This window comes from Streptomyces sp. NPDC022910, assembly GCF_055561075.1.
On sequence record NZ_JBVHHL010000039.1, the window covers coordinates 1 to 22,652 of the forward strand.

Here is a 22,652-nt window from a genome sequence, read left to right on the forward strand (position 1 = left end):
CTGCCCTGCACATCCGCCGACGCACCCGTGTCATACGACCGACGATCCGCACCCGAACCCGCCATCACACACCACTCCCCGCAAAAAGACGTCCACCGACAGGCCTCACCGAGACCCGCACCATCAGACACGACGAAACGCCCGGCCAGACCTCAACAGCCCTGCGTTCCAAGCCAGTTCAGCGGAACCGCGCCCCGTCGAAGTTCGCCGCACCCATCTGACGCCGCGCGTTGTCACCCTGCTCCTGGTCACCCGAACCGAACGCAGAGTCCATCCCCGACTGACCACCCAAAATCGCCGCCAACGACGCGTTCAACTCCCGCGCGATCCCATCCGCCCGCGCCTTGAACTGATCGAACGCCACCCGCCCCGCACCGTTGAACTTCCCCTCCAACGGCTGCGCCGCCTCCACCAACTGACGGATCAACACCCCCAGATCATCACTCGACCCACGCGAGTCCTTCATCAACGCGGACAGGGTCTGCGCCCCCATGTCGAACTTCATCTCGCCTCCCCGTTTCGACCTGCCGGTCGTGCGCTCTCTGCGACGTAGACAGAACCATCTCTACCAACTCGGCGATTGCCTGTGCAATCGACGCTTACAGAGCCGCCACAAACGTGTGACCAGTCCGTGGGGTGATACAGGGCATCCTTCGCAACCCGCCCAGCCGGTCGGCTCTCAGGGGCAGTTGGGACGGGAGTGCGGTCGTCGTCTGTCCGGGTGCGACGACCAGCCGCCGCGAATGAGCCGTTCGGCAACGGGGTATGGACGGCGCGTGAGCAGTACGCCCCGCCCCGACCCCTCCGGCGGCATCGCTTTCCCGGGCTCAGCGCGCGGCCTGAGCCGTCGGGCCCTCCCGGCAGATCAGCAGCAGCGCCCGGTCGTCGTTGACGTCCTTCGCCACCGCCTCGATGAGGTGCCAGGCCGCGCCGTGGAAGCCGCCGGCCACGTAGCGGTCGGCCTCTCCGGTGAGGCGGTCGATGCCCTCGACGATGTCGCGGTCGGACGTCTCCACCAGCCCGTCGGTGAACAGCATCAGGACGTCGCCGGAGCGCAGCGAGCCCTTCACGGAGTCGAACTGGGCGCCGTCGTAGACCCCGAGGAGCGGTCCCTCCGCCGACTTCTCCTCCCAACGGCCGCTGCCCGCGCTGAGCTGGAGGCCCGGCGGATGTCCGGCCGAGTACAGTTCGTAGTCGCCCGACTCCAGGTCGAGGACGAGGTGGATGGAGGTCGCGAAGCCCTCGTCCCAGTCCTGGCGGAGCAGATAGCCGTTGGCCGCCGGCAGGAACGCGTGGGGTGGGAGCGATCCCAGCAGCCCGCCGAACGCCCCGGACAGCAACAGGGCACGAGATCCGGCGTCCATCCCCTTGCCCGAGACGTCGGTCAGGACGACCTCCAGCGTGCGGCCGCCGTTCGTCCGGGCCGCCACCACGAAGTCGCCCGAGAAGGACTGCCCGCCGGCCGGTCTGAGCGCCATCTCGCGGTGCCAGCCCAGCGGCAGCTTCGGCAGCTTGCTCTGCACCCGGATGCGTTCACGCAGGTCGAAGAGCATGGTTCCGCCGCGCCGCCACGGCACGCCCACCCGGCTGCGGAACTGCGCGATCAGCAGCCCGAAGAACCCGCAGGCCGCGACCACGAGCACGATGCCCGGGGTGACCCGCGAGGGCCCCTCCGTGTACGGGCCGAGTCTGACGGACTCGACGATCAGCGCGGTGGCCGCGGCGGCATACAGACCGAGCAGGCTGGAGGGCCGCAGCAGCACGCCGCCCGCCACGATCGGCAGGACGAGCACGGCGGGCGAGCACCACACGGGGTCCACCAGGGTGGTCGCCGCTATCACCGGAATCGTCAGCAACAGACCGGCCAGCGCGACCCAGTCCGAGCCGTCCCCGCGGAAGTAGTCCACAGCGGATCTGCGCATGCCGGTGCGGGCCCGGTGCCACTGCTTCTTCAACCGGGCCGTGAACGTTTCGGCTTCCGCGCGCCGCTCTCGTCCTGCTGCCATTGTTCGGGACCCTATCCATCCGACCAGCCGCTTGGCACGGGAGGTCCCACTTGTCCCTCGTCCGAGCGCTGAACTTCACAGGAACCGGGGGCTGGTAACCGGGTGGAAATCCCCTCGCTCGTCCTGCATTGCCCTGGTAGGCATGACCCATGACGACGGACGTGCGGGTGCTGCGGCCCGACGAGTGGGATCACTGGTACGGCAACCTCCTCCGGGCCTTCGGCGGAGCGGACGAATCAGCTGAAGAGCTTGAACTCTGGCGCGAACTGACCGAATTCGACCGTTCCATTGGCATATGGGATGGGGAAGCGTGTGTGGGCACGGCGGGCGCGTTCAGTTTCCGCCTCACCGTGCCCGGCGGCGCCTCGGTCCCCGCGGCGGGCATCACGATGGTGAGCGTCGCGGCCACGCACCGTCGGCGCGGGGTGCTGACGTCGATGATGCGCCGGCAACTGGACGACATCCGTTCCTGGGGCGAGCCGCTCGCGGTGCTGACCGCGTCGGAGCCGGAGATCTACTCCCGGTTCGGGTACGGCGCAGCGACCTTCCAGGTGGGCGCCGAGATCGACACGAGCCGCGTACGCCTGTCCGTTCCGGAGGGCACGGATGACGTACGAGTGCGGTACGCGGCCCCCGCCGACGTCCTCGACGCCTGTGAGGCCGTGTACGCACGGCTGGTGCCCGTCCGCCCGGGGATGCTGGCGCGGCAGCCCGGCTGGGAGCGGGCGGGGCTGCTCGACCCGGCGAGCGAGCGGGACGGGGCGTCGCCACTCCAGTGCGTGATCGCCGAGCGGGACGGCGGGATCACGGGGTACGCACGCTTCCGCACCAAACTCGGCTGGGGGGTCTCGGGGCACGACGGCACGGTGACCCTGTCGGACCTGGCGGCGCTCGACCCGGCGACGGACGCGGCACTGTGGCGCTTCCTGTTCGGCATCGACCTGATGACGACGCTGTCCGTACGCGGACGCCCGGTCGATGAGGGCTGGCAGCACATGGTCTCCGACATCCGGCGGTGCCGGACGCGGCTGCGCGACGCGCTGTACGTGCGTCTCGTCGACGTCGCGGCGGCGCTGGAGGTACGGACCTATCAGGCCCCGGTGGACGTGGTGTTCGAGGTCGAGGACGCCTTCTGCCCCTGGAACTCCGGGCGCCTGCGGCTCACGGGTGACGCGAAAGGCGCGTCCTGCGTGCCCACGGCGGACTTGGCCGATCTCGCGATGTCGGTACGGGAGTTGGGGGCCGCGTACCTCGGCGGTGTGTCCCTGGCCTCGTTGGCGGCGGCCGGGCGGGTGCGGGAGCTGCGGCAGGGAGCGCTGGCGGAGGCGTCGCTCGCGTTCGGCTCGGCGGTGGCGCCGTGGCTGCCGCACGGGTTCTAGACCCGACTGGATCCTTCAGGAACTCTGGCAGCCGGGGCACCAGAACAGATTGCGGGCGGCGAGACCGGCGGTGCGGATCTCGCCGCCACAGATGTGGCAGGGCAGGGTCGCCCTGCGGTACACGTACACCTCGCCGCCGTGGTCGTCGACGCGCGGCGGGCGGCCCATGGCCTGCGGGGTGTGTTGGGGGCGGACGGTGTCGATGCGGTTGTTCTGCACACCCTCGTGCATGAGCTCGACGAGGTCGGCCCAGACCGCTTCCCACTCGGCGGGGGTGATGTCCTTACCGGGCCGGTACGGGTCGATGCCGTGCCGGAAGAGGACCTCGGCACGGTAGACGTTGCCGACGCCGGCGATGACCTTCTGGTCCATGAGCAGGGCGGCGATGGACGTACGGCTGCGGGAGACGCGGCGGTACGCGGCCGCGGGGTCGGCGTCGTCACGGAGCGGGTCGGGGCCGAGGCGGCGGTGAACGGCTGCCTTCTCGTCGTCGGTGATCAGCGCACAGGTGGTGGGGCCGCGGAGGTCGACGTACGAGGACGGGTTCGCAAGGCGCAGGCGGACCGTGTCGGTGGGCGGGGGCGCGGGGGCGTCGCCGAAGGTGACCTTGCCGAAGAGACCGAGGTGGATGTGCACCCAGTCGCTGTCGCGGAAGCCGAGGAAGAGGTGCTTGCCGTGGGCGTCCGCGGTGTGCAGCTCGGCCCCGTCGAGAAGGGCGGCGGCGTCGGCGAACTTCCCCTGAGGGCTGCGGACGCCGACCGCACCGCCGCCGAACCGTGCTGCATAGTCCTTGGCCAGCCGATGAATGGTGTGCCCCTCCGGCACGGTTGCCCTACCTCCCGGTGAACGCCGACGCCCCAGTGCTGTGGGCTCCCCGGACCCCGCCGGGGACTCTGCCCCTCCACCCTTACACCCCACGCCGCGATGCCGGGCGTGCAACAGCGCCTTGCGGACGCCGCCGTTGTGCCGGCCCCTGGCCGGGGCTCTCAGCCCTGCGGGTGGTGCGGGGGGATCGGCGGCAGGTCGCCCGTGGTCTCGTACGACGTCAGCATGTCGATGCGCCGCACGTGACGCTCGTCACCCGAGAACGGCGTGTTCAGGAACGTCTCGACGAACTTCGTCGCCTCCTCCTGCGTGTGCATCCGCGCACCCATGGCGACGACGTTCGCGTTGTTGTGCTGCCGACCGAGCGACGCCGTCTCCTCGCTCCACGCGAGGGCCGCCCGCACACCCTTCACCTTGTTCGCGGCGATCTGCTCCCCGTTGCCGGAGCCACCGATCACGATGCCGAGGGAGCCGGGGTCCGCCGCGGTGCGCTCCGCCGCGCGGAGGCAGAACGGGGGGTAGTCGTCCTGGGCGTCGTAGATGTGCGGCCCGCAGTCCACGGGCTCGTGGCCGGCGGCCTTGAGCCACTCAACGAGGTGGTTCTTGAGTTCGAAGCCGGCATGGTCGGAGCCGAGATACACGCGCATGATCCGAGTGTGTCACGCCTGTCGCGCATCGGCCTGGCCGGGTACTTACCCAGGAAAAAATGTGAGCCGGGCTACAAAACCTCAAGAAAACCTCAAGTAACGATCCGGATTCAAAGGTTCCCCAATTCATTGGCCTCGGATTCACTGGACCGACTCGTACACCGCTCGTACGAGTCCCCCGTACCGCTCGTACGGATCCAGAAGTGTCCGTACGTACGTGTGTCCCCCACATTCCGTACACCCGGCTCAAAGGAATTACCCCTCGATGACCTCGCAGCCGACCCCCACCAAGGCCGGAAACAGCCCCGGCCGTCCCGGAGAACCCGGCGGCGGCCTTCAGGCCGGACTCAAGAACCGTCACCTGTCGATGATCGCCATCGGTGGCGTCATCGGCGCCGGCCTCTTCGTCGGCTCGAGCTCCGGAATCGCCACCGCCGGACCCGGCATCCTGCTCTCGTACGCCCTCGTCGGCACGCTCGTGGTGCTGGTGATGCGCATGCTGGGCGAGATGTCCGCGGCGAACCCCACCTCCGGCTCCTTCTCCGCCCATGCGGACCGCGCGCTCGGCCGTTGGGCCGGTTTCTCGATCGGCTGGCTCTACTGGTTCTTCTGGGTGGTCGTACTCGCCGTGGAGGCGACCGCGGGCGCCAAGATCCTCGAGGGCTGGATCCCGGCCGTGCCCCAGTGGGGCTGGGCCCTCATCGTCATGGTCGTCCTGACCGCCACCAACCTCGTCTCCGTCGGCTCCTACGGTGAGTTCGAGTTCTGGTTCGCCGGGATCAAGGTCGTGGCGATCGGCGCCTTCATCGTCATCGGCGCTCTCGCCGTCTTCGGGGTGCTGCCCGGCGTCGACAGTGACAAGGCGGGCCTGGGCAACCTCACCGACCACGGCGGCTTCCTGCCCAACGGTCCCGGGGCCATCCTGACCGGCGTGCTACTCGTCGTCTTCTCCTTCATGGGAAGCGAGATCGCCACACTGGCGGCCGGCGAGTCCGAGGACCCGCAGCGGGCGGTGACCAAGTCCACCAACAGCATCATCTGGCGTATCGCCGTCTTCTACCTGGGCTCGATCCTGGTGGTCGTCTCGCTGCTGCCGTGGAACGACCCGTCGATCAAGGAGAAGGGTTCGTACGTCGCCGCCCTGGACTCCCTCGGCATCGCGCACGCCGGTCAGATCATGAACTTCATCGTCCTGACCTCGGTGCTGTCCTGCCTGAACTCCGGGCTCTACACGGCCTCCCGGATGGCCTTCTCGCTCGGCCAGCGGGGCGACGCGCCGAAGGCCTTCGCGCGGACGACCAGCCGTGGTGTGCCGATGGCGGCGATCGTCGTCTCCGTCGTCTTCGGCTTCGTCGCCGTCTTCTTCAACTACAAGTTCCCGGACTCGGTCTTCCTCTTCCTGGTCAACTCCAGCGGTGCGGTCGCCCTGTTCGTCTGGCTGGTGATCTGCTTCTCGCAGCTGCGGATGCGGAAGATCATCCAGCGCGAGGCGCCGGAAAAGCTGGTCGTGAAGATGTGGCTGTACCCGTACCTGACCTGGGCCACTGCCGCCCTGATCGTGTTCGTCCTCGGCTACATGCTGACCGACACGGAACATGACGGACGCGAGACCGTCCTGCTGTCGCTGCTCGTCGCCGCGGTGGTACTCACCATCGCCGTGGTCAAGCAGAAGCTGGGCGGCGGCCGGACCGCGGACCCGGTCGAGGACACGGAGAGGGCGCGGGCCGAGGTCGGCGCCTGACCACCGCACCGGCATGAGCTCGGTGAGGGCCCCGCGGCATACGGCCGCGGGGCCCTCCGGCTGTCTCCCGCCGGGCGGCTCACGCGGCGTGAAGCCGTCCCTGACCTGGTCGTAGACCGTGGTCGCGCGGTCCTCGACGTCCGGTTGGCACCGGGTGCTGATCTCGTACGACGGCCCGTGCGCACGGAAGCCGAGCAGCCGGACGGGCCACAGGCGGCCCTGGCCGTGACGGTGTATTCCCGGACGACCGCGGGCTCGCCCCGGAACGTGCCCACGGGCGGACGCGAGGCCGCGCCGGGCGGTGCTCGACCCCGCGTTCGCCGAGGTGGCACCGTGGACGACCGGGCGCGCGCTCAACTTCGCGTTCGGGGCGGGTGACCGCACCGGCGGGCTGTACGACGCCGGAACGCGAAAGAGGCTCGCCGGGCGGAAGGCAACGTACGACCCGGCGAACCTCTTCCGAAGAAACTACGACGTCACTTCCTGACGAACTTCCAGACGGTGGGCAGCAGGCCCATCGCCAAGGCCGCCTTCAGGGCGTCGCCGATCAGGAACGGGGTGAGCCCGGCAGCGATCGCCGCGTTCGCGGACATGCCGGTGGCCACGGCGAGGTACGGGACGCCGACCGCGTAGACGATCGCCTCGCCCAGCAGCATCGCGCCGGCAGTGCGCAGCACCGAACGGTCGGCGCCGCGGCGGGCCAGGGCACCCACGACGGTGGAGGCGAGCAGCATGCCGAGGATGTAGCCGAAGGAGGGGCCGGCGGCACCGGAGGCGCCACCGGCGAACCACGGCACACCGACGACACCGGCCAGCGCGTACAGGGCGAGCGACAGGAAGCCGCGGCCGGCGCCGAGGGACGTGCCCACGAGCAGCGCGGCGAAGGTCTGGCCGGTCACCGGCACCGGGGAGCCGGGCACGGGCACCGAGATCTGCGCGGCGAGCCCGGTGAGCACGGCGCCGCCGACCACGAGGGCGGCGTCGCGGACCCGGGACGCGGGCAGCAGGTCGGCGAGGACCTCGCCGGGGCGTGCGGTTGCGGTGGCGGTGCTCATGGGGACTCACTCCGGCGCTGGGACGGTTCGGGACACCGTGACGCTATCCCAGGCCGGTGAGCCGATCACCGTCAGCGCTCGACAAAGGGTGGAACCAGGGCTTGGTGGGCTGTTCACAAAAGACGCGGCTTACACCTGGGACGGCGTGATACCGGTCACTGAGGTGGAGGGGTCGCGATGCGGCACTGATCGCGGTGGCGACTGTGGGGATTCGCCAACCGGGCTTGTTTCTCGAGCGGGCGTCGTCTCGCCCGTCGGGCGCCGTCTGGGCAGAGGTGGACCGTTTTGCTAGCTTCACGTCCATGGTTGCCCAGGCCCGGAACTTCACGTCGCGTCGCTATGTCGACCTGCGACGCCAGGGCACAGCCACCTGTCGCCGCCTGCGCGTGAACCGAAGGGGCGTGCCGGTTTCGAGGACCCGACCGGGCGGAGGCCCGAAGGGCTGAGCACGGTCGCGGTCTCGACACCGGCCCGAGCGCCCCGTAGGCGAACGAGCCATGTGAATCGTGTGAGGCGGGCGGAGCGGCTCCGGAGCGCCTCCACCGTTCGGACAGCGCAGTGTCGGACCCGTTCCCGAGGAAGCTTCCATGCCCCGCACCGCAGCACCCACTCTCACCTCCCCCGTATCCCCCGTAGCCCGCGCCGCCGACCGTGACCGGCGCAGGACGAGCGCGAGCGTCGTCCTGCGCTCCGTGCTGGAGCACGGACCGGTGGCGCGCAGCGCCATCGCCCGCCTGACGGGACTGTCCCCCGCGTCGGTGACGGACTACTGCACCCGGTTCACGGAACTCGGCCTGATCCGTGAGGCCGCCGCGCCCCGGCAGTCGAAGGGGGTGGGGCGTCCGCACGTTCCCGTCGACCTCGACGACTCGCGCTTCGTGGTCGGCGGCGTCCATGTGGCGGTGCCGTACACCACGGTCGCCCTGCTCGATCTACGCGGGCGGGTGGTGGCCGAACGGCAGGTGAAGCACGACCGCACCGATCCCGGGTGGGTGCTGGCGCGGGCCGCCGACGGGCTGCGCGGGCTGCTCGCCGACGCCCGCGGAAGCAGCCCCCTGGGGGTCGGGGTGGCAGCCGGCGGCTGGGTGGACCGCGACTCCGGGACCATCGTCGAGCACCCGCTGCTCGGCTGGCGGGACGTGCCGGTGCGGGAGGTGATCGGCGCGCACACCGGGCTGCCGGTGCACGTCGACGGGCACGCGCGGGCGTTGGTCAACGCCGAGCGACTGTTCGGGCGGGCCCGCGGCAGTCGCAGCCTGCTGCACCTGTTCGTCGGCAACGTCGTCGACGCGGCCTTCGCCACCAACGACGAGGTGCACTACGGTCCCCGCTCCCAGTCCGGGGCGGTCGCCCATCTGCCCGTGCCAGGCGCCACCGAGCCCTGCGCCTGCGGGCGCGCCGGCTGCCTCCAGGCCGAGTTGAGCGAGCGGACACTGTGCCGACGGGCCCGGCAGGCGGGTGTCATCGAGGGCGAGAACCCGATGCGGGTGGTCGCCGTGGCGGCGGCCGGAAACGCGGTGGCCGCAGGGCTGCTGCTGGAGCGGGCCCGGATGATCGGACGGGCGGCGGGTCTGCTGCTCGACGTGCTCAATCCCGAGACGGTCGTCGTCACCGACATCGGTGCGATTCACCGGGAGGACTGCTTGTCCGCGTTGCGGGAGGCGGTCGGGGCCGAGCGGGCGTCGGTCGTTCTACCGACCAGTTTTCCGGATTCCGTGCTGGCGGTGGCGGGCGGATCGGTGGCATTGGACGTGCTCTACCGGGATCCCCTGAGCGCTTCCACCTGAGCCGAATTAATTCAGAAACTCCGAATGTTGACAGGGACCGGCCCAGGCCAGGACCATCGTGTTCATGAGCCCGCGCATGATCTGTCGCACCCTTTGTTGCTGACACGTTGACGCACTGACATTCCGTCAGGCGATTTCCCGCGGCGCCTTCGCGCGTATTTCTCTCACTACGCCTTCCCCTCATTTCCGGGCTTTGCGCTGCCCGGAATTTCCCACGTATGCCTGCCACGTGAACCCAGGGAGCCCTCCCATGCCATCTCTGCCTGCGCCCGCTGTCGACCGGCGGCTGTTCCTGACCTCCCTGCTCGGCGCCGCCGCCGCTGCGGCCGGACTGAGCGGCTGCGCGGGAAGCAGTGCCGCCGCCGGGACCCAGGGGGCCTCGTCCGCCCCGCTGGCCGACAGGGTTCCTGCCGGCACCAGCCTCAAGGTCGCCTCGTACCAGAACGCCCAGCAGTTGCAGTTCAAGCTGGCGGGCCTGCCCGCGTTGCCGTTCACGGTGTCGAGCTGGGTGAACATCGGCGCGGGACCGGATGTCATCAACGCTTTCCGCGCCAAGTCCCTGGATCTCGCCAACAACGCGGGCATTCCGCCGATCCAGGCGCACTACCAGGGCTTCGACGCGAAGATCGTGGCGATCGACATCACCCGAAAACCCAACTACCTCTTCGCCACCAAGCCCGGCAGCGACATCAGCGCGGTCGAGGACTTCAAGGGCAAGAAGCTCGCCTTCTCACAGGGCCAGGCCCAAGGGGTGGTGCTGCTGCGGGCGCTGAAGGAGGCGGGGCTGAAGTACGACGAGGTGAACCTGGTCCCGCTGACCAGCAACCAGTTCCTGACCGCCCTGCAGTCCGGCCAGGTGGACATCGCCCCGCTCGCCAACAGCCAGGCCCCTGCGTACCTGAAGCAGTACGGGCCCAAGGGCGCGCACAGCATCACCACCGACGTCGTCGACCTGCTCAACCTGCTGTGGGCGCCGACCTCGGTGCTGAACGACTCCGCGAAGGCCGCCGCGATCGCCGCGTACATCCCGCAGTGGGCGCAGGGCCAGGTGTGGCAGTACGAGCACCCGGACATCTGGAACGAGGACTTCTACGTCAAGACGCAGAACCTGACCCTCGACCAGGCCAAGTCGATCAGCGCGCTCGCGAACAAGCCCCTCTTCCCACCCAGGTGGGACGAGGCGATCAAGTGGGAGCAGGAGACCGCCGACCTGCTCGCCGAGGGCGGCTTCGTGAAGAAGTTCGATGTCTCCTCCCTCTTCGACCACCGCTTCGAGGACATCGCGGCCAAGGCCGTACCGGCGGAGTACCGGAGGTGACGACCATGACCACCACGACCACCGCAGCACCGGTGACGGTCGAGGAGGAGAGCCATCGGGTACGACGGCGCCGCGGCCTCTCCCCGGGCAAGCGGCCGCCCGCCACCCGGCTCATCGGCCCCGCCCTCTTCCTCGCCCTGTGGGCCGCCGCCTCCGCCGCCGGACAGCTCGACCCGGGCGCGATCCCGGCTCCCTGGACGGTGCTGAAGACGGCCGGTCGCCTGTGGTCGGCCGGAACCCTGCCGACCGATGTCCTGACGTCACTCGAGCGCGCCGCTTACGGCTTCGCCATCGGACTGACCGCGGGGGTCGCCCTCGCGCTGGCGTCCGGGCTCAGCCGGGTCGGCGAGGCGCTGATCGACGGGACGGTGAACCTCAACCGGGCGATCCCGACCCTCGGACTGATCCCGCTGTTCATCCTCTGGCTGGGCATCGGCGAGACCTTCAAGATCGCCATCATCGCGATCGTCGTCTACATCCCGATCTACCTCAACACACATGCCGCACTGTCCGGCATCGACAGCCGTTTCGTCGAACTCGCCGAGGTACAGGGCCTGTCGAGGTTCCAGTTCATCCGCCAGATCGTCATCCCCGGCGCGCTGCCCGGCTTCTTCGTCGGGCTCCGGCTCGGCGTGACCGGCTCCTGGCTGGGCCTGGTGGTCCTGGAGCAGATCAACGCCACGAGCGGCCTCGGCTACATGATGTTCCAGGCCCAGAACTACGGCCGGTCCGACGTCATCCTCGTGGGCCTGCTCGTCTACGGCATCTTCGGCCTCGTCTCCGACAGCGCGGTCCGTCTCATCGAACGGAGGGTGCTGTCATGGCGCCGCACACTGAGCAGCTGACCCGGCCCGCCGTCCAACTCCGCGGACTGACCAGGTCCTTCGACGGTCGTACGGTCCTCGACGGTATCGATCTCGACCTCCCGGCCGGCCAGTTCACGGCCCTGCTCGGGCACAGCGGATCCGGCAAGAGCACGCTGCTTCGGGCCGTCGCGGGTCTCGACCACAACGTGGCCGGAAGCGGCCGGCTCACCGCCCCGGAACGGGTGTCCGTGGTCTTCCAGGACTCCCGGCTGCTGCCCTGGCGCCGGATCCTGGACAACGTGCTCCTCGGCCTCGACGGCAAGGAGGCGGCGCAGAAGGGCCGCGAGGCCCTCGCCGAGGTGGGGCTGAAGGGCCGCGAACGGGCCTGGCCGAACGAGCTGTCCGGCGGCGAGGCCCAGCGCGCCGCCCTGGCCCGCTCCCTGGTCCGCGAACCCGAACTGCTCCTTGCCGACGAGCCGTTCGGTGCCCTCGACGCCCTCACCCGGATCAAGATGCACGCCCTGCTGCGGGAGCTGTGGAAGCGCCACCAGCCGTCCGTGCTCCTCGTCACCCACGACGTGGACGAGGCGATCGTGCTCGCCGACCGAGTGCTCGTGCTCGACAAGGGCCGTATCGGCCTCGACCTGACCATCGACCGCCCGCACCCGCGCTCGTACCGGGACCCGCTGCTCGGCGAGTACCGGGAGCGACTGCTCGCCGCGCTGGGCGTGACGGAGGACCACGCATGACGGGACAACTCACCTGAACGCGTTCCTGATGACCACAGACCACCACGAGGCGTCGTGGCGGCTGCCGGAGAGCGACCCGTTCGCGCACGTCGAGCAGGCCCCTACGTCAAGGGCGCCGCGGACGGCTTCGACATCATGCCCGCCGTGCTGCCCTCCGGCCTGGGGGCCTTCGCCGATCACGTGGTCCCGATCCCGCGCGCCAGACGCCTGCTCCGCAACGAGTACGGCCTCCGCCAGACCCCGCGGAAGCGCTACGGCCTTCCGCGTCCCGCCGACCAGTACCTCACTCCGGCACTCACCGCTCACTGAAAGGTTCCGACATGGCTGACATCGAGATCCGCAAGGTCACCGCGAACATCGGCGCCCAGATCTCCGGCGTCGACATCTCCAAGCCACTGGACGGCGGCACCGTCGCCGCCCTCCGGGAGGCTCTGAACGCGCACAAGGCGCTCGTCTTCGACGACGTGAACCTGGACGACGAGGGACAGCAGGCCTTCGCCCGCCACTTCGGGGACCTCACCACCGCTCACCCGACGGTGCCCGCCGTCGAGGACGCCCCCAACGTGCTGCCCGTCGACAGCGAGCGGGGCCGCGCCAACCACTGGCACACCGACGTGACCTTCGTCCTCAACCCGCCGCAGGCCAGCACCCTGCGCAGCATCACGATCCCGCCCTACGGCGGCGAGACCCTGATCGCCGACGCCGCGGCCGCCTACCGGGACCTGCCCGAACCGCTGCGCCGTCTCGCCGACACGCTGTGGGCCGAGCACACCAACGACTACGACTACGCGGTGCCCGACGAGGCGATCGACGAGGGGAAGGCCGCCCAGCGGGCCCAGTTCACGTCGATCAAGTACCGCACCGCCCACCCTGTCGTCCGCGTCCATCCGCTGACCGGCGAGCGCGGGCTGTTCATCGGTGGGTTCGCGCAGCGGATCGTCGGCCTGTCCCTGCCCGAGTCCCGGAAGATCCTGGACCTGCTGCAGGCGTACGTCACCCGTCCGGAGAACATCCTGCGCTGGCGCTGGTCGCCGAACCAGCTGGTCCTGTTCGACAACCGCATCACCCAGCACTACGCCATCGACAACTACGACGGCCTGCCGCGCCGCCTGAATCGGGTGACCGTGGCCGGCGACATCCCGGTCGGCATCGAGGGCAAGGAGAGCTACTCGATCGAGGGCGACGCCTCGCATTACACGCCAGTCGCTGCGTGACCGTACGCTCACCCTGCGTGCGACACACGTCCGGATAGTGGGCGGCCTCTCCGTGTGAGCGGAGAGGCCGCCCAGACTGTGGGGGTTTTTGCCCGCCTCACGCACCGAACGAGCCCTCCATGCCCAGTACCACGGTCGAGACGCCGACGAAGCCGGACGTCGCGCTCTCCCACGGCCTCAAGCAACGCCACCTGTCGATGATCGCCCTCGGCGGGGTGATCGGCGCCGGTCTGTTCGTCGGCTCCGGCGCGGGCATCGCCGCCGCCGGCCCCTCTATCGTGATCGCGTACGCCGCCTCCGGTCTGCTCGTCATGCTGGTGATGCGGATGCTCGGCGAGATGTCGGCCGCCCATCCCTCGTCGGGTTCCTTCTCGGCGCACGCCGAGCGGGCCATCGGACCCTGGGCGGGCTTCACCGCGGGCTGGTCGTTCTGGGTGCTGCTGTGCACGGCCGTCGGCCTGGAGGGCATCGGCGCCGCGAAGATCGTCACCGGCTGGCTGCCGGGCACGCCCGAGTGGGCGTGGGTCGCCCTGTTCATGCTGGTCTTCTGTGGCGCGAACCTGGCCGCGGTGAAGAACTTCGGCGAGTTCGAGTTCTGGTTCGCGGCGCTCAAGGTCGGCGCGATCACCCTGTTCCTGGTGCTCGGCGTGCTGGCGATCGCCGGCGTCCTGCCCGGCACGGACTCGCCGGGCGCCTCGAATCTCAGCGACTTCCTGCCGCACGGCAGCGAGGGCTTTGTCATCGGCCTGCTCGCGTCGGTCTTCGCATACGGCGGTCTGGAGACCGTCACCATCGCGGCGGCCGAGTCGGAGAACCCCGTCAAGGGCGTGGCGAGCGCGGTCCGCACGGCGATGTGGCGCATCGCCGTCTTCTACGTCGGCTCGATGGCGGTCATCGTCACCCTGGTCCCGTGGGACTCGAAGGAGGTCGTCGAGAAGGGCCCGTACGTCGCCGCCCTCGACCACCTGGGCATCCCCGGCGCCGGCCGGCTGATGAACGTCGTCGTGCTGGTCGCCCTGCTCTCGGCGATGAACGCCAACATCTACGGCTCCTCGCGCATCGCGTACTCGCTGGTGGAACGGGGTCAGGGCCCCAAGGCGCTGGCCAGGGTGTCCGGAGGCGTCCCGCGGACCGCCGTGCTGACCTCCTGTGTCTTCGGCTTCGCCTGCGTGGCGCTCAGCTACTGGCGGCCCGACGACGCCTTCCCCTGGCTGCTGAACATGATCGGCGCGGTCATCCTGGTGGTCTGGTTCTTCATCGCGGTCTCGCAGCTGCGCCTGCGCCGCCGCCTGGAGCGGGAGGCACCCGAGAAGCTGGTCGTCCGGATGTGGGCCTTCCCGGCGCTGACCTGGGTCGCGGTGGCGGGCATGGTGGCGATCTTCGTCCTGATGGCACGGCAGCCGGACACCCGCGTCCAGCTGTACTCGACCGGCGGGATGACGCTGGTCCTGGCGGCCGTGGGCTACGCGTGGCAGCGGGCGCGAGCCAGGAGCTGACACAGCACACCGCCGAGAGGCCCTCACGTGGCGCACGTGGGGGCCTTCTTGTTGCCTGCCCAGTCCTCGTTGTTGGTAGCGTGCAGTTGCAAGAGTTGTGCAATAAGGGGGTGCGGAGAGGACCTGTCATGCCCGTCTGCACGCCGCCCGACCTGCCGTACGACGGCCTGGAGAAGAACAGCACCAGGCGCCCGGGGCCGAGGGGCCGGCAGGACGTCGCGAAGCGTCATGAGGCGGCCGGGTCCCGCACCGACGTGTTGCTCCTGGCGCCCGGAGAGCGGTATGAAGCGTCCTGCTCGTGATCGTCTTCTCACCTTTCACGCGGCAGGCGAATGAAGGGAGCGGCCCCGCGAGGACATGATGCGCGGGGCCGGTCCTGTTCAGGCGCAGGGCACAGGGAGGCCGACGTCCCTCGAGGCGGAGTTCGGTCACCGCCGCGTTACGCAACTGCGGGAAGACCCGACGGTCGGCGGCGCTGTGCGGAGCCGACAGGCCGCGTGCGCCCACCACGCGACAGGTACCCCTCCGGCAGGGTGCCCGCCGACCGCCCTACAGGTTGCTGAAGTCCGGACCCTTCGTCCGCGTGCGCTTGATCTCGTAGAAGCCCGGGACCGAGGCGACCGCCAGGGTGCCGTCCCACAGCTTCGCCGCGTCCTCGCCCTTGGGAGCCGGGGTGACCACCGGACCGAAGAAGGCGATCTGCTCGCCGTCGGCGCCCGGGACCGCGATCACCGGCGTGCCCACCTCCTGGCCGACCTTCTCGATGCCCTCCTTGTGCGAGGCGCGCAGCTCGGCGTCGAACTCGAAGTCCTCCTGGTCGGCGTAGTCGATCAGGTCGGCGGGCAGCCCGGCGTCCTCGAGCGCGGCGGCGATCGCCTCGAGCGTCGGTCCCTCGCCCTGGTTGTGGAAGCGGGTGCCGAGGGCGGTGTACAGGGGGCCGAGGACGTCCGCGCCGTGCTTCTGCCAGGCCGCGGTCACCACGCGCACCGGCTTCCACGCCTTGGTCGCGAGCATCTCCCGGTATTCCTCCGGCAGTTGGTCCAGCTTGTCCTCGTTGAGCACGGCGAGGCTCATGATGTGCCAGCGGACCTCGATGTCCCGGACCTTCTCCACTTCCAGGACCCAGCGGGAGGTCATCCAGGCCCAGGGGCACAGGGGGTCGAACCAGAAGTCGACGGGGGTCTTGCCGGAAGCGGTCACGGTTTCGGACATGGCTCTCCTAAAGAAGCGGTCGTTGATCGTGCAACATCCGAGGTGGCCTGCGCCATTCCCGGGATCCTCACCGGCTGCGCCCCGTGCCCCGTGTCAGGGGTACGTGGGAGGATCGGTCCTGCTCATCCCACCCAGTCGACCAGAGGGAGTGCCGCCCGTGCCCGGTGAGAACCTGTCCCGCGACGAGGCCCAGGAGCGGGCCGCCCTGCTGTCCGTCGACGGGTACGACGTGTCGCTCGACCTGCGCTCCGCGGTGGGCGAGGCACCCGGCGAGGCGGACACCGGGTCGCGCACGTTCCGCTCGGTCACCACGATCCGCTTCCGCTGTGCCGAGGCGGGCGCCACGAGCTTCGCCGACCTGATCGCCCCGAGCGTCACCGCGGTCTCGCTCAACGGCAAGGACCTCGACCCCGGCGAGGTCTTCGACGGCGCCCGCATCCGGCTGGAGGACCTGGCCGCCGAGAACGAGCTGGTCGTCGACGCCCAGTGCGCCTACTCCCGCACCGGCGAGGGCCTGCACCGCTTCGTCGACCCGGAGGACGGCGAGGTCTACCTCTACACGCAGTACGAGCCCGCGGACTCCCGCCGCGTCTTCGCCAACTTCGAGCAGCCCGACCTCAAGGCTCCCTTCCGGTTCGAGGTGCGCACCCCCGAGGGCTGGACGGTGTGGAGCAACGGCGTCGGCGAGCGGCACGACGGTGTGTGGCGCTTCGCGGAGACGAAGCCCATCTCGACGTACATCACGGCCGTGGTGGCGGGCCCGTACCACTACGTCACGGACACCTACTCCCGCACCTTCGACGACGGTACGACGCTGGAGATCCCGCTCGGCGCGATGTGCCGCAAGGGTCTGGCGAAGCACTTCGACGCGGACGACGTCTTCCTGGTCACCAAGCAGGGCCTGGACTTCTTCCACGACCACTTCGACTACCCGTACCCGTTCGGGAAGTACGACCAGGCGTTCGTGCCCGAGTACAACCTCGGCGCGATGGAGAACCCGGGCCTGGTCACCTTCCGTGAGGAGTACATCTTCCGCGGCAAGGTCACACAGGCGTCGTACGAGCGCCGGGCCAACGTGATCCTGCACGAGATGGCCCACATGTGGTTCGGCGACCTCGTGACCATGGCGTGGTGGGACGACCTGTGGCTGAAGGAGTCCTTCGCGGACTTCATGGGCTCGCTGTCGCTGGTGGAGGCGACCCGCTTCACCAACGGCTGGATCACCTTCGCCAACAACCGCAAGGCGTGGGCGTACCGCGCCGACCAGCTGCCGTCGACGCACCCGATCACGGCGGACATCCGCGACCTGGAGGACGCGAAGCTCAACTTCGACGGCATCACCTACGCCAAGGGCGCCTCGGTGCTGAAGCAACTGGTGGCGTACGTGGGCCGGGACGCGTTCCTGGAGGGGTCGCGCCGCTACTTCAAGCGGAACGCGTACGGCAACACGCGCCTCGGCGACCTGCTGTCGGTCCTGGAGGAGACGAGCGGCCGGGACATGGCGGCCTGGGCGCGGTCCTGGCTGCAGACGGCGGGCGTCAACTCCCTCACCCCGCAGGTGCTGCTCGGCGAGGACGGGCGGATCTCCGAGCTGTCCGTGCTCCAGGAGGCGGCCGAGTCCGCTGCATCCGAATCTGCGGCTCCGCCGCGTGGCGAACTGCGCCCGCACCGGGTGGCGGTGGGCCTGTACCGCGGCGAGGGCGGCACTCTCGTCCGGTACGCACGCACCGAGGTGGACGTCCACGGCCCGCGTGCGGTGGTGGCCGAACTGGTGGGTGCTGAGGCCCCGGCCCTGGTCCTGGTCAACGACGACGACCTCACGTACTGCAAGATCCGCTTCGACGAGTCCTCGCTGGAGACCCTGAAGGACCGACTCGGTGACATCACCGACCCGTTGGCACGGGCGCTGTGCTGGTCGGCGCTGTGGAACCTGACCCGGGACGCGCTGCTGCCGGCGCGGGACTTCGTCGACCTGGTGCTGCGGTTCGCCGGCCGTGAGTCCGACATCGGCGTCCTGCAGATGCTGCACACCTGGGCGAACTCGGCGCTGACGTACTACGCGGCGCCCGAGTGGCGGGAGACCGGCGGGCAGCTCCTGGCGGAGGGCGCACTGAGCGAGCTGCGGCAGGCGGAGCCGGGCAGCCAGCACCAGCTGACGTGGGCCCGGTTCTTCGCTGCGGTGGCGTCGAGCGAGGCGGATCTGCAGCTGCTCGCGGGCCTTCTGCAGGGCACGGCGAAGATCGACGGCCTGGACGTGGACCAGGAGCTGCGATGGGCGTTCCTGGAGCCGCTGGCCGCGCACGGTGCCGCGGACGAGTCGGTGCTGGCGGCGGAACTGGCCCGCGACGACACGGCTTCCGGCAAGCGCCATCAGGTCCGCTGTCTGGCGGCGCGCCCCTCGGCGGCGGTCAAGGCCCAGGCCTGGGCCCAGGTCGTCGAGTCGGACGCCCTGTCGAACGCGCTCGTCGAGGCGACCATCGCGGGCTTCGTGCAGCCGTCGCAGCGGGAGCTGCTCGCGCCCTACACGGCGAAGTACTTCGCGGCGATCGAGGGCGTGTGGGCCGAGCGTTCCATCCAGATCGGCATGGACGTGGTGCGGGGCCTGTTCCCGTCGCTCCAGGACTCACCGGAGACCCTGGACGCGACCGACGCGTGGCTCGCCGCACACGAGGACGCCCCTCCGGCGCTGCGCAGGCTGGTACTGGAGGCACGCGACGACCTGGCACGCACCCTGCGCGGACAGGTACGCGACGCCCAGGCGATGCGCTAGAACGCCCCTCGGCCGGGGCCACCGCACAGGCGACCCCGGCCGGAGCGCTCTCGCGGCGGGGCGGCGGTCGACAGATGTTCAGGGACGACAGTTACGAAATACGAGTATCCGAACCCGTAACCCTCCGCTTCCCGCATCCGGACCAGCCTCTTTCGGCAGTCGAACGCGCGTACTTTAGTGCCATCTTGTCCATATTTGTCGACAGCCGTGTAACAGGGGTTAGGAGGTGGATCGGACGCGGGAACTCCGGGGTCATGACCCACAACACCCCGCTCTCCCCCCGCCCCCTCAGCCATCTGTCGGAGATGCAGCGCCGGGTGCTGACCACGGCACAGCTGCGCGCCCACGGCGTGACCGCCGCCGAAGTCAACGAGCAGTGCCGGCCCGGCGGCGCCTGGCAGCAGTTCCTGCCCGGCGTGTATCTGCTCCACCCCGGCCCGCCGACATCCGACGAACGCCTGCACGCGGTGCTGCTCTACGCGACGCGCTCGTCGCTCGGCAGCCCGGCCCCGGGTGTCCCGTCCCAGCCGGACGCGGACGGCGCGCGTCCCCCGCTCCCCCAGCCGGACGCGGTGATCACGGGCCTGGCCGCGCTGACGCTGCACGGCTTCAGCTGCTCACCCCCGTTGACCTCGCTGGAGAGGATCGACGTCCTGGTCCCGCGGATGCGCCGACTGCGCAGCGCGGGCTGCGCGCGGGTGGTCCGCACACCGGCGATGCCGACCCCGCGGCAGGTCACGGACCTGCCCGTCGCACCGGTTGCACGCGCCGTCGCGGACGCGGTGGCACACCTGCAGGACGCGGGCACGGTGCGCCGCCTGCTGACCGAGGCGGTACGCGGCGGACACTGCGAACCGGCTTCCGTCGTAAGGGAGTTGAACCAGGCGAAGCTGCTGAGCCGCCCGCACGTGGTGGACGCGGTGGACTCGCTCCTGGCGGAGAGCCGGGCGATCGCCGAGGACCGCCTGTATCGGATGGTGCGCGAGTACACCCTCCCCGACCCGGTGTGGAACGTGGACCTGAAGCTCGCCGGCGGCCCCTACCTCGGCGGCCTGGACGCCTACTGGCCCGAGCAGGCGGTGGCACTGGAACTGGACCCGGCCCCGCGCCACGGCTTCCGCCAGGAGGACGACACGCTGTGGTCGGAGTACGCCCGCAAGCGCGAACAGCTGGAGCGGCTCGGCATCACGGTCGTCCACCTCACTCCGAAGAAGCTGCGGGTCGCGCCGGAGCAGCAGGCGGCCGTGGTCCGCACGGCGTTGATGGCCGCGGCGGACCGGGAGCCGGCCGCGTATGTCGTGGTGCTGCCCCGGTAGTCACCACCGGGGCGGCCATCAGGAGGGGAGAGGAGGGGCCGCCGGACGGTCGGCGGCCCCTCCTCGTGAACCGCTCCGGTCAAAGAGGCTCGGGCAGCGGCGGCTCCGACAGGGACGGCCTGACCGAATCCGCGTGGACCTGGTCGATGAGCGCGGCGTACGAGGCGATCATGCGGGTGCGGCTGAAGCGCTCGCGGCTGCGCTCGAAGACGGGCGCGAGACCGGGGCGGGCGGCGACGGCATCGTCCCAGGCCCGCGCGATCGCCTCGGGGTCCGTCGGGGTGACGAAACCGTGCCCGGCCACGATCGCCGCGCTGTCGCCGACATCGGTGGTGACGGGGACGGCCCCGCACATCATGCCCTCGATCAGGCACAGCGGAGCCGCCTCGCCCCAGGCCGAGGTCAGCGCCACCACGTCGGCGGCCGCGTAGACGCTCTCCATGTCGCGCCGCACCCCCAGCAGGTGCAGCCCGTCCGCGAGCCGCAGATCGTCGCCGAAGGCGGCCTCGATGTCGGCACGCAGCCCGGGCTGGCCCTCGCTCATGCCCGCACCGCACATCAGCACGTGCCCGCCGGGACGGCGGCGCAGCCAGGCACGCGCGGCGCGCAGGAACAACGGGACGTTCTTCATCGCGTCGTACCGGGCCGCGAAGACGACGACCGGCGCAGCGTCCGGGATGCCGAGCCCGGCCCGCAGCTGGACCCGCCGACCGGGGTCGGGCCGAAAGCGCAACAGGTCGACGCCGTTGGGGATGACGTGCAGCACACCGGCCGGGATTCCGGCGGCCTCGTAGGCGGCCCGGGTCGACTCGGCGCAGCAGACGCAGGCCACCACGGTCCCGTCGGCGATGGCGGCCTTCAGCTCGTCGAGCGCCGCGCCCTGATTCTCCGGGTCCGAGCGGTGCAGGCTGACCACCACCGGCCGACGCGGCAGACCCGCCTGGTTGAGCAGGCCGAGCGGCTGCTCCTTGAGCGACAGGATGACGTCGGCGCCCGCCATCGCCCTGGCCGTCGTCGCCAGCTCCGGCCCGGTGAACAGCGTCGGGTCGGCGGCGAGGCTCCCGGGCAGGCCGAAGGTGCGGCCGAGGGAGGTGACCTCCACACCGGCCGCGGTCAGCGACCGGTAGCAGGCGTCGTCCTGCATCGCCTGCCGGGTCGCCTCACGGTGCACTTCCCCGTGGACGCTCAGCACACGGTGGTACTGGCCGCCTTCCTGCAGTCCCAGGACGACGTCGGTGTGGAGAATCCGGGCGCCCCCGGAGAAGAAGCCCTCGTAGACCGAGAGCACGCGCAGACCGTGCCTCATGAGCACACGACCACCCGCCTTGCACAAATCTCGAACCATCCCCGTGAACAGCGGGTTGTCCGATATGAGGCGGCACAGATATTTCAAACAGATGAACGGAGCGTCTCATGTCCGGGTCGGATGGGTTTACTCCGCAATTCGGTGCCCTCGCAATTCGCTGGTCCCCGCGCGAACCCGGTGTGACGATGAGTGGATGACCGAGCCGATCAACACCACGATCACCATGGCGGACGGGCGAGTCTACACGGTGCGGGAGGCCGGGCCCGACGACGAGCCGGGCGTCCTGGCGCTCTTCGAGGCGGACACCGGGTACGTCGAGGCGGCCACCGGCCTGCCTTCCGGCCCCGCCGACCTGCAGAGTCTCTACTACAGCCTGCCGCCGGGCGCGGACTGGCAGGACAAGCGGATCCTGGTCGTGACCGAGGACACCGCCGGTCCGGTGGTCGGGATCATCGACGTGGTGCTGCGCTTCCCCGCAGCGGACGCCTGTGCGGTGGGTCTGTTCCTGCTGCACTCGTCGTTGTGGGGCACGCGGACGGGTCGGGCCGTGGCCACCGCGCTCCTGGACCGGGCGGCAGCCTCCGGTACCACCCGCGTGACGGCGACGGTCCCGGTGGACTGGCCCCGGGGCCGCCGCTTCCTGTCGTCGCTCGCCTTCCGCTTCACCGGCCCGGCCCCCCAGGGCCCGACCACCGCCAACCGCTCGACGGGGCCCCGGGAGCCGGCCGTGGAGCGGGCCGAACTGGTGCTGCCACGGCAGAGTTGACCCGGGGCGGCTCAGTTGCCGCAGAACTCCGCCTCGAACACCGCGTCACCGTCCCCGCCCGGTCGCCGTCGAAGGTGACGGCGAAGGTGACGTCGAAGACGAGGGGGTGGCGGCCGTCCGCGGTCGTGACCAGGTACGAGGAGTCCGAGATCATCTTGCCGCTCGAGGACGCCAGGGGGCTGAGCCTCGTCACGTCGTACGCCGGGCCCGTCGTCGTCCCGGCAGAACGCGACGTCGCCCGGGTGCGCGGCGGTTGAGC

21 protein-coding genes and 1 pseudogene are annotated in these 22,652 nt (G+C 70.2%); 15 read left to right on the forward strand and 7 right to left on the reverse strand.

Translation table 11 applies throughout. The features are described 5' to 3' along the window. Positions 1 to 178 precede the first annotated feature (178 nt). Positions 179 to 505, reverse strand: a complete 327-nt coding sequence (locus ACZ3TS_RS29375; protein WP_467623837.1) for a hypothetical protein — start codon at positions 503 to 505, stop codon at positions 179 to 181. Between the two features lie 322 nt (positions 506 to 827). Next, positions 828 to 2,006 carry a PP2C family protein-serine/threonine phosphatase gene (locus tag ACZ3TS_RS29380; protein WP_467623840.1) on the reverse strand — a complete coding sequence of 393 codons (1,179 nt, stop codon included), beginning with the start codon at positions 2,004 to 2,006 and terminating at the stop codon, positions 828 to 830. A 149-nt stretch (positions 2,007 to 2,155) separates the two neighbouring features. Here ACZ3TS_RS29380 and ACZ3TS_RS29385 point away from each other — a divergent pair, with 149 nt between their 5' ends. Next, positions 2,156 to 3,385: a GNAT family N-acetyltransferase gene (locus ACZ3TS_RS29385; protein ID WP_467623841.1), complete on the forward strand. Its 1,230-nt coding sequence runs from the start codon at positions 2,156 to 2,158 to the stop codon at positions 3,383 to 3,385. 15 nt (positions 3,386 to 3,400) lie between these two features. Here ACZ3TS_RS29385 and ACZ3TS_RS29390 read toward each other — a convergent pair whose 3' ends face one another. Together ACZ3TS_RS29390 and ACZ3TS_RS29395 are read right to left on the reverse strand one after the other, a co-directional pair. Then, positions 3,401 to 4,210, reverse strand: coding sequence for an Fpg/Nei family DNA glycosylase (locus ACZ3TS_RS29390; protein ID WP_467623843.1), 810 nt, complete (start codon positions 4,208 to 4,210; stop codon positions 3,401 to 3,403). Positions 4,211 to 4,371: 161 nt separating this feature from the next. Then, positions 4,372 to 4,857, reverse strand: a complete 486-nt coding sequence (locus ACZ3TS_RS29395; protein WP_467623845.1) for a ribose-5-phosphate isomerase — start codon at positions 4,855 to 4,857, stop codon at positions 4,372 to 4,374. Between the two features lie 265 nt (positions 4,858 to 5,122). Between ACZ3TS_RS29395 and ACZ3TS_RS29400 the strand changes: the two genes are divergently transcribed. Beyond that, complete coding sequence (locus ACZ3TS_RS29400) at positions 5,123 to 6,598, forward strand: amino acid permease (protein WP_467623847.1); 1,476 nt, start codon at positions 5,123 to 5,125, stop codon at positions 6,596 to 6,598. Positions 6,599 to 6,899: 301 nt separating this feature from the next. Continuing rightward, on the forward strand, positions 6,900 to 7,085 hold the full coding sequence (locus tag ACZ3TS_RS29405; RefSeq protein WP_467623849.1) for a hypothetical protein: 186 nt from the start codon (positions 6,900 to 6,902) through the stop codon (positions 7,083 to 7,085). Here ACZ3TS_RS29405 and ACZ3TS_RS29410 read toward each other — a convergent pair. Beyond that, a complete protein-coding gene (locus ACZ3TS_RS29410; RefSeq protein ID WP_467623852.1) occupies positions 7,075 to 7,653 on the reverse strand; it encodes a biotin transporter BioY in 579 nt (192 codons plus the stop codon). The two genes, ACZ3TS_RS29405 and ACZ3TS_RS29410, sit on opposite strands and share 11 nt — an antisense overlap. 587 nt (positions 7,654 to 8,240) lie before the next feature. Here ACZ3TS_RS29410 and ACZ3TS_RS29415 point away from each other — a divergent pair. From ACZ3TS_RS29415 to ACZ3TS_RS29450, 8 genes and pseudogenes are all read left to right on the forward strand, one after another. Further along, a complete protein-coding gene (locus ACZ3TS_RS29415; RefSeq protein WP_467623853.1) occupies positions 8,241 to 9,440 on the forward strand; it encodes an ROK family protein in 1,200 nt (399 codons plus the stop codon). Between the two features lie 250 nt (positions 9,441 to 9,690). After that, complete coding sequence (locus ACZ3TS_RS29420) at positions 9,691 to 10,758, forward strand: ABC transporter substrate-binding protein (RefSeq protein WP_467623856.1); 1,068 nt, start codon at positions 9,691 to 9,693, stop codon at positions 10,756 to 10,758. Positions 10,759 to 10,763: 5 nt separating this feature from the next. Then, positions 10,764 to 11,603, forward strand: coding sequence for an ABC transporter permease (locus ACZ3TS_RS29425; RefSeq protein WP_467623859.1), 840 nt, complete (start codon positions 10,764 to 10,766; stop codon positions 11,601 to 11,603). Beyond that, a complete protein-coding gene (locus tag ACZ3TS_RS29430) occupies positions 11,579 to 12,313 on the forward strand; it encodes an ABC transporter ATP-binding protein (RefSeq protein WP_467623861.1) in 735 nt (244 codons plus the stop codon). Before ACZ3TS_RS29425 ends, ACZ3TS_RS29430 begins: the two co-directional genes overlap by 25 nt. A 102-nt stretch (positions 12,314 to 12,415) precedes the next feature. After that, positions 12,416 to 12,622 (forward strand): annotated as a pseudogene (locus ACZ3TS_RS29435) (LLM class flavin-dependent oxidoreductase); the annotation flags it as partial. A gap of 11 nt (positions 12,623 to 12,633) precedes the next feature. Continuing rightward, positions 12,634 to 13,527, forward strand: coding sequence for a TauD/TfdA dioxygenase family protein (locus tag ACZ3TS_RS29440; RefSeq protein ID WP_467623862.1), 894 nt, complete (start codon positions 12,634 to 12,636; stop codon positions 13,525 to 13,527). Between the two features lie 119 nt (positions 13,528 to 13,646). Beyond that, positions 13,647 to 15,023 (forward strand): amino acid permease, encoded by a 1,377-nt coding sequence (locus tag ACZ3TS_RS29445; RefSeq protein ID WP_467623864.1) that lies wholly within the window; start codon positions 13,647 to 13,649, stop codon positions 15,021 to 15,023. A 128-nt stretch (positions 15,024 to 15,151) separates the two neighbouring features. Further along, positions 15,152 to 15,325, forward strand: coding sequence for a hypothetical protein (locus ACZ3TS_RS29450; protein WP_467623866.1), 174 nt, complete (start codon positions 15,152 to 15,154; stop codon positions 15,323 to 15,325). A 247-nt stretch (positions 15,326 to 15,572) separates the two neighbouring features. On the opposite strand, the gene ACZ3TS_RS29455 is transcribed toward ACZ3TS_RS29450, so the two are convergent. Continuing rightward, positions 15,573 to 16,235, reverse strand: coding sequence for a mycothiol-dependent nitroreductase Rv2466c family protein (locus tag ACZ3TS_RS29455; RefSeq protein ID WP_467623867.1), 663 nt, complete (start codon positions 16,233 to 16,235; stop codon positions 15,573 to 15,575). A 157-nt stretch (positions 16,236 to 16,392) separates the two neighbouring features. On the opposite strand from ACZ3TS_RS29455, the gene pepN reads away from it, so the two are divergent. Then, positions 16,393 to 19,005, forward strand: a complete 2,613-nt coding sequence (gene pepN / locus ACZ3TS_RS29460; RefSeq protein WP_467623869.1) for an aminopeptidase N — start codon at positions 16,393 to 16,395, stop codon at positions 19,003 to 19,005. A gap of 254 nt (positions 19,006 to 19,259) precedes the next feature. Continuing rightward, entirely contained in the window at positions 19,260 to 20,321 is a 1,062-nt protein-coding gene (locus tag ACZ3TS_RS29465) for a hypothetical protein (RefSeq protein WP_467623872.1), read from the forward strand. Between the two features lie 79 nt (positions 20,322 to 20,400). On the opposite strand, the gene ACZ3TS_RS29470 is transcribed toward ACZ3TS_RS29465, so the two are convergent. Continuing rightward, on the reverse strand, positions 20,401 to 21,609 hold the full coding sequence (locus tag ACZ3TS_RS29470; RefSeq protein ID WP_467623953.1) for a glycosyltransferase: 1,209 nt from the start codon (positions 21,607 to 21,609) through the stop codon (positions 20,401 to 20,403). A 211-nt stretch (positions 21,610 to 21,820) separates the two neighbouring features. Here ACZ3TS_RS29470 and ACZ3TS_RS29475 point away from each other — a divergent pair, with 211 nt between their 5' ends. Further along, positions 21,821 to 22,393: a GNAT family N-acetyltransferase gene (locus tag ACZ3TS_RS29475; RefSeq protein WP_467623874.1), complete on the forward strand. Its 573-nt coding sequence runs from the start codon at positions 21,821 to 21,823 to the stop codon at positions 22,391 to 22,393. Positions 22,394 to 22,479: 86 nt separating this feature from the next. Continuing rightward, positions 22,480 to 22,650, forward strand: a complete 171-nt coding sequence (locus ACZ3TS_RS29480; RefSeq protein ID WP_467623875.1) for a hypothetical protein — start codon at positions 22,480 to 22,482, stop codon at positions 22,648 to 22,650. Positions 22,651 to 22,652: the final 2 nt, after the last annotated feature.

Bases quoted from the DNA above. Each gene is read 5' to 3' on its own strand.
- ACZ3TS_RS29375 (WP_467623837.1), bottom strand. From the start codon at position 505: ATGAAGTTCGACATGGGGGCGCAGACCCTGTCCGCGTTGATGAAGGAC.
- ACZ3TS_RS29380 (WP_467623840.1), bottom strand. From the start codon at position 2,006: ATGGCAGCAGGACGAGAGCGGCGCGCGGAAGCCGAAACGTTCACGGCC.
- ACZ3TS_RS29385 (WP_467623841.1), top strand. From the start codon at position 2,156: ATGACGACGGACGTGCGGGTGCTGCGGCCCGACGAGTGGGATCACTGG.
- ACZ3TS_RS29395 (WP_467623845.1), bottom strand. From the start codon at position 4,857: ATGCGCGTGTATCTCGGCTCCGACCATGCCGGCTTCGAACTCAAGAAC.
- ACZ3TS_RS29400 (WP_467623847.1), top strand. From the start codon at position 5,123: ATGACCTCGCAGCCGACCCCCACCAAGGCCGGAAACAGCCCCGGCCGT.
- ACZ3TS_RS29410 (WP_467623852.1), bottom strand. From the start codon at position 7,653: ATGAGCACCGCCACCGCAACCGCACGCCCCGGCGAGGTCCTCGCCGAC.
- ACZ3TS_RS29415 (WP_467623853.1), top strand. From the start codon at position 8,241: ATGCCCCGCACCGCAGCACCCACTCTCACCTCCCCCGTATCCCCCGTA.
- ACZ3TS_RS29420 (WP_467623856.1), top strand. From the start codon at position 9,691: ATGCCATCTCTGCCTGCGCCCGCTGTCGACCGGCGGCTGTTCCTGACC.
- ACZ3TS_RS29425 (WP_467623859.1), top strand. From the start codon at position 10,764: ATGACCACCACGACCACCGCAGCACCGGTGACGGTCGAGGAGGAGAGC.
- ACZ3TS_RS29430 (WP_467623861.1), top strand. From the start codon at position 11,579: ATGGCGCCGCACACTGAGCAGCTGACCCGGCCCGCCGTCCAACTCCGC.
- ACZ3TS_RS29440 (WP_467623862.1), top strand. From the start codon at position 12,634: ATGGCTGACATCGAGATCCGCAAGGTCACCGCGAACATCGGCGCCCAG.
- ACZ3TS_RS29445 (WP_467623864.1), top strand. From the start codon at position 13,647: ATGCCCAGTACCACGGTCGAGACGCCGACGAAGCCGGACGTCGCGCTC.
- ACZ3TS_RS29450 (WP_467623866.1), top strand. From the start codon at position 15,152: ATGCCCGTCTGCACGCCGCCCGACCTGCCGTACGACGGCCTGGAGAAG.
- ACZ3TS_RS29455 (WP_467623867.1), bottom strand. From the start codon at position 16,235: ATGTCCGAAACCGTGACCGCTTCCGGCAAGACCCCCGTCGACTTCTGG.
- ACZ3TS_RS29465 (WP_467623872.1), top strand. From the start codon at position 19,260: ATGACCCACAACACCCCGCTCTCCCCCCGCCCCCTCAGCCATCTGTCG.
- ACZ3TS_RS29475 (WP_467623874.1), top strand. From the start codon at position 21,821: ATGACCGAGCCGATCAACACCACGATCACCATGGCGGACGGGCGAGTC.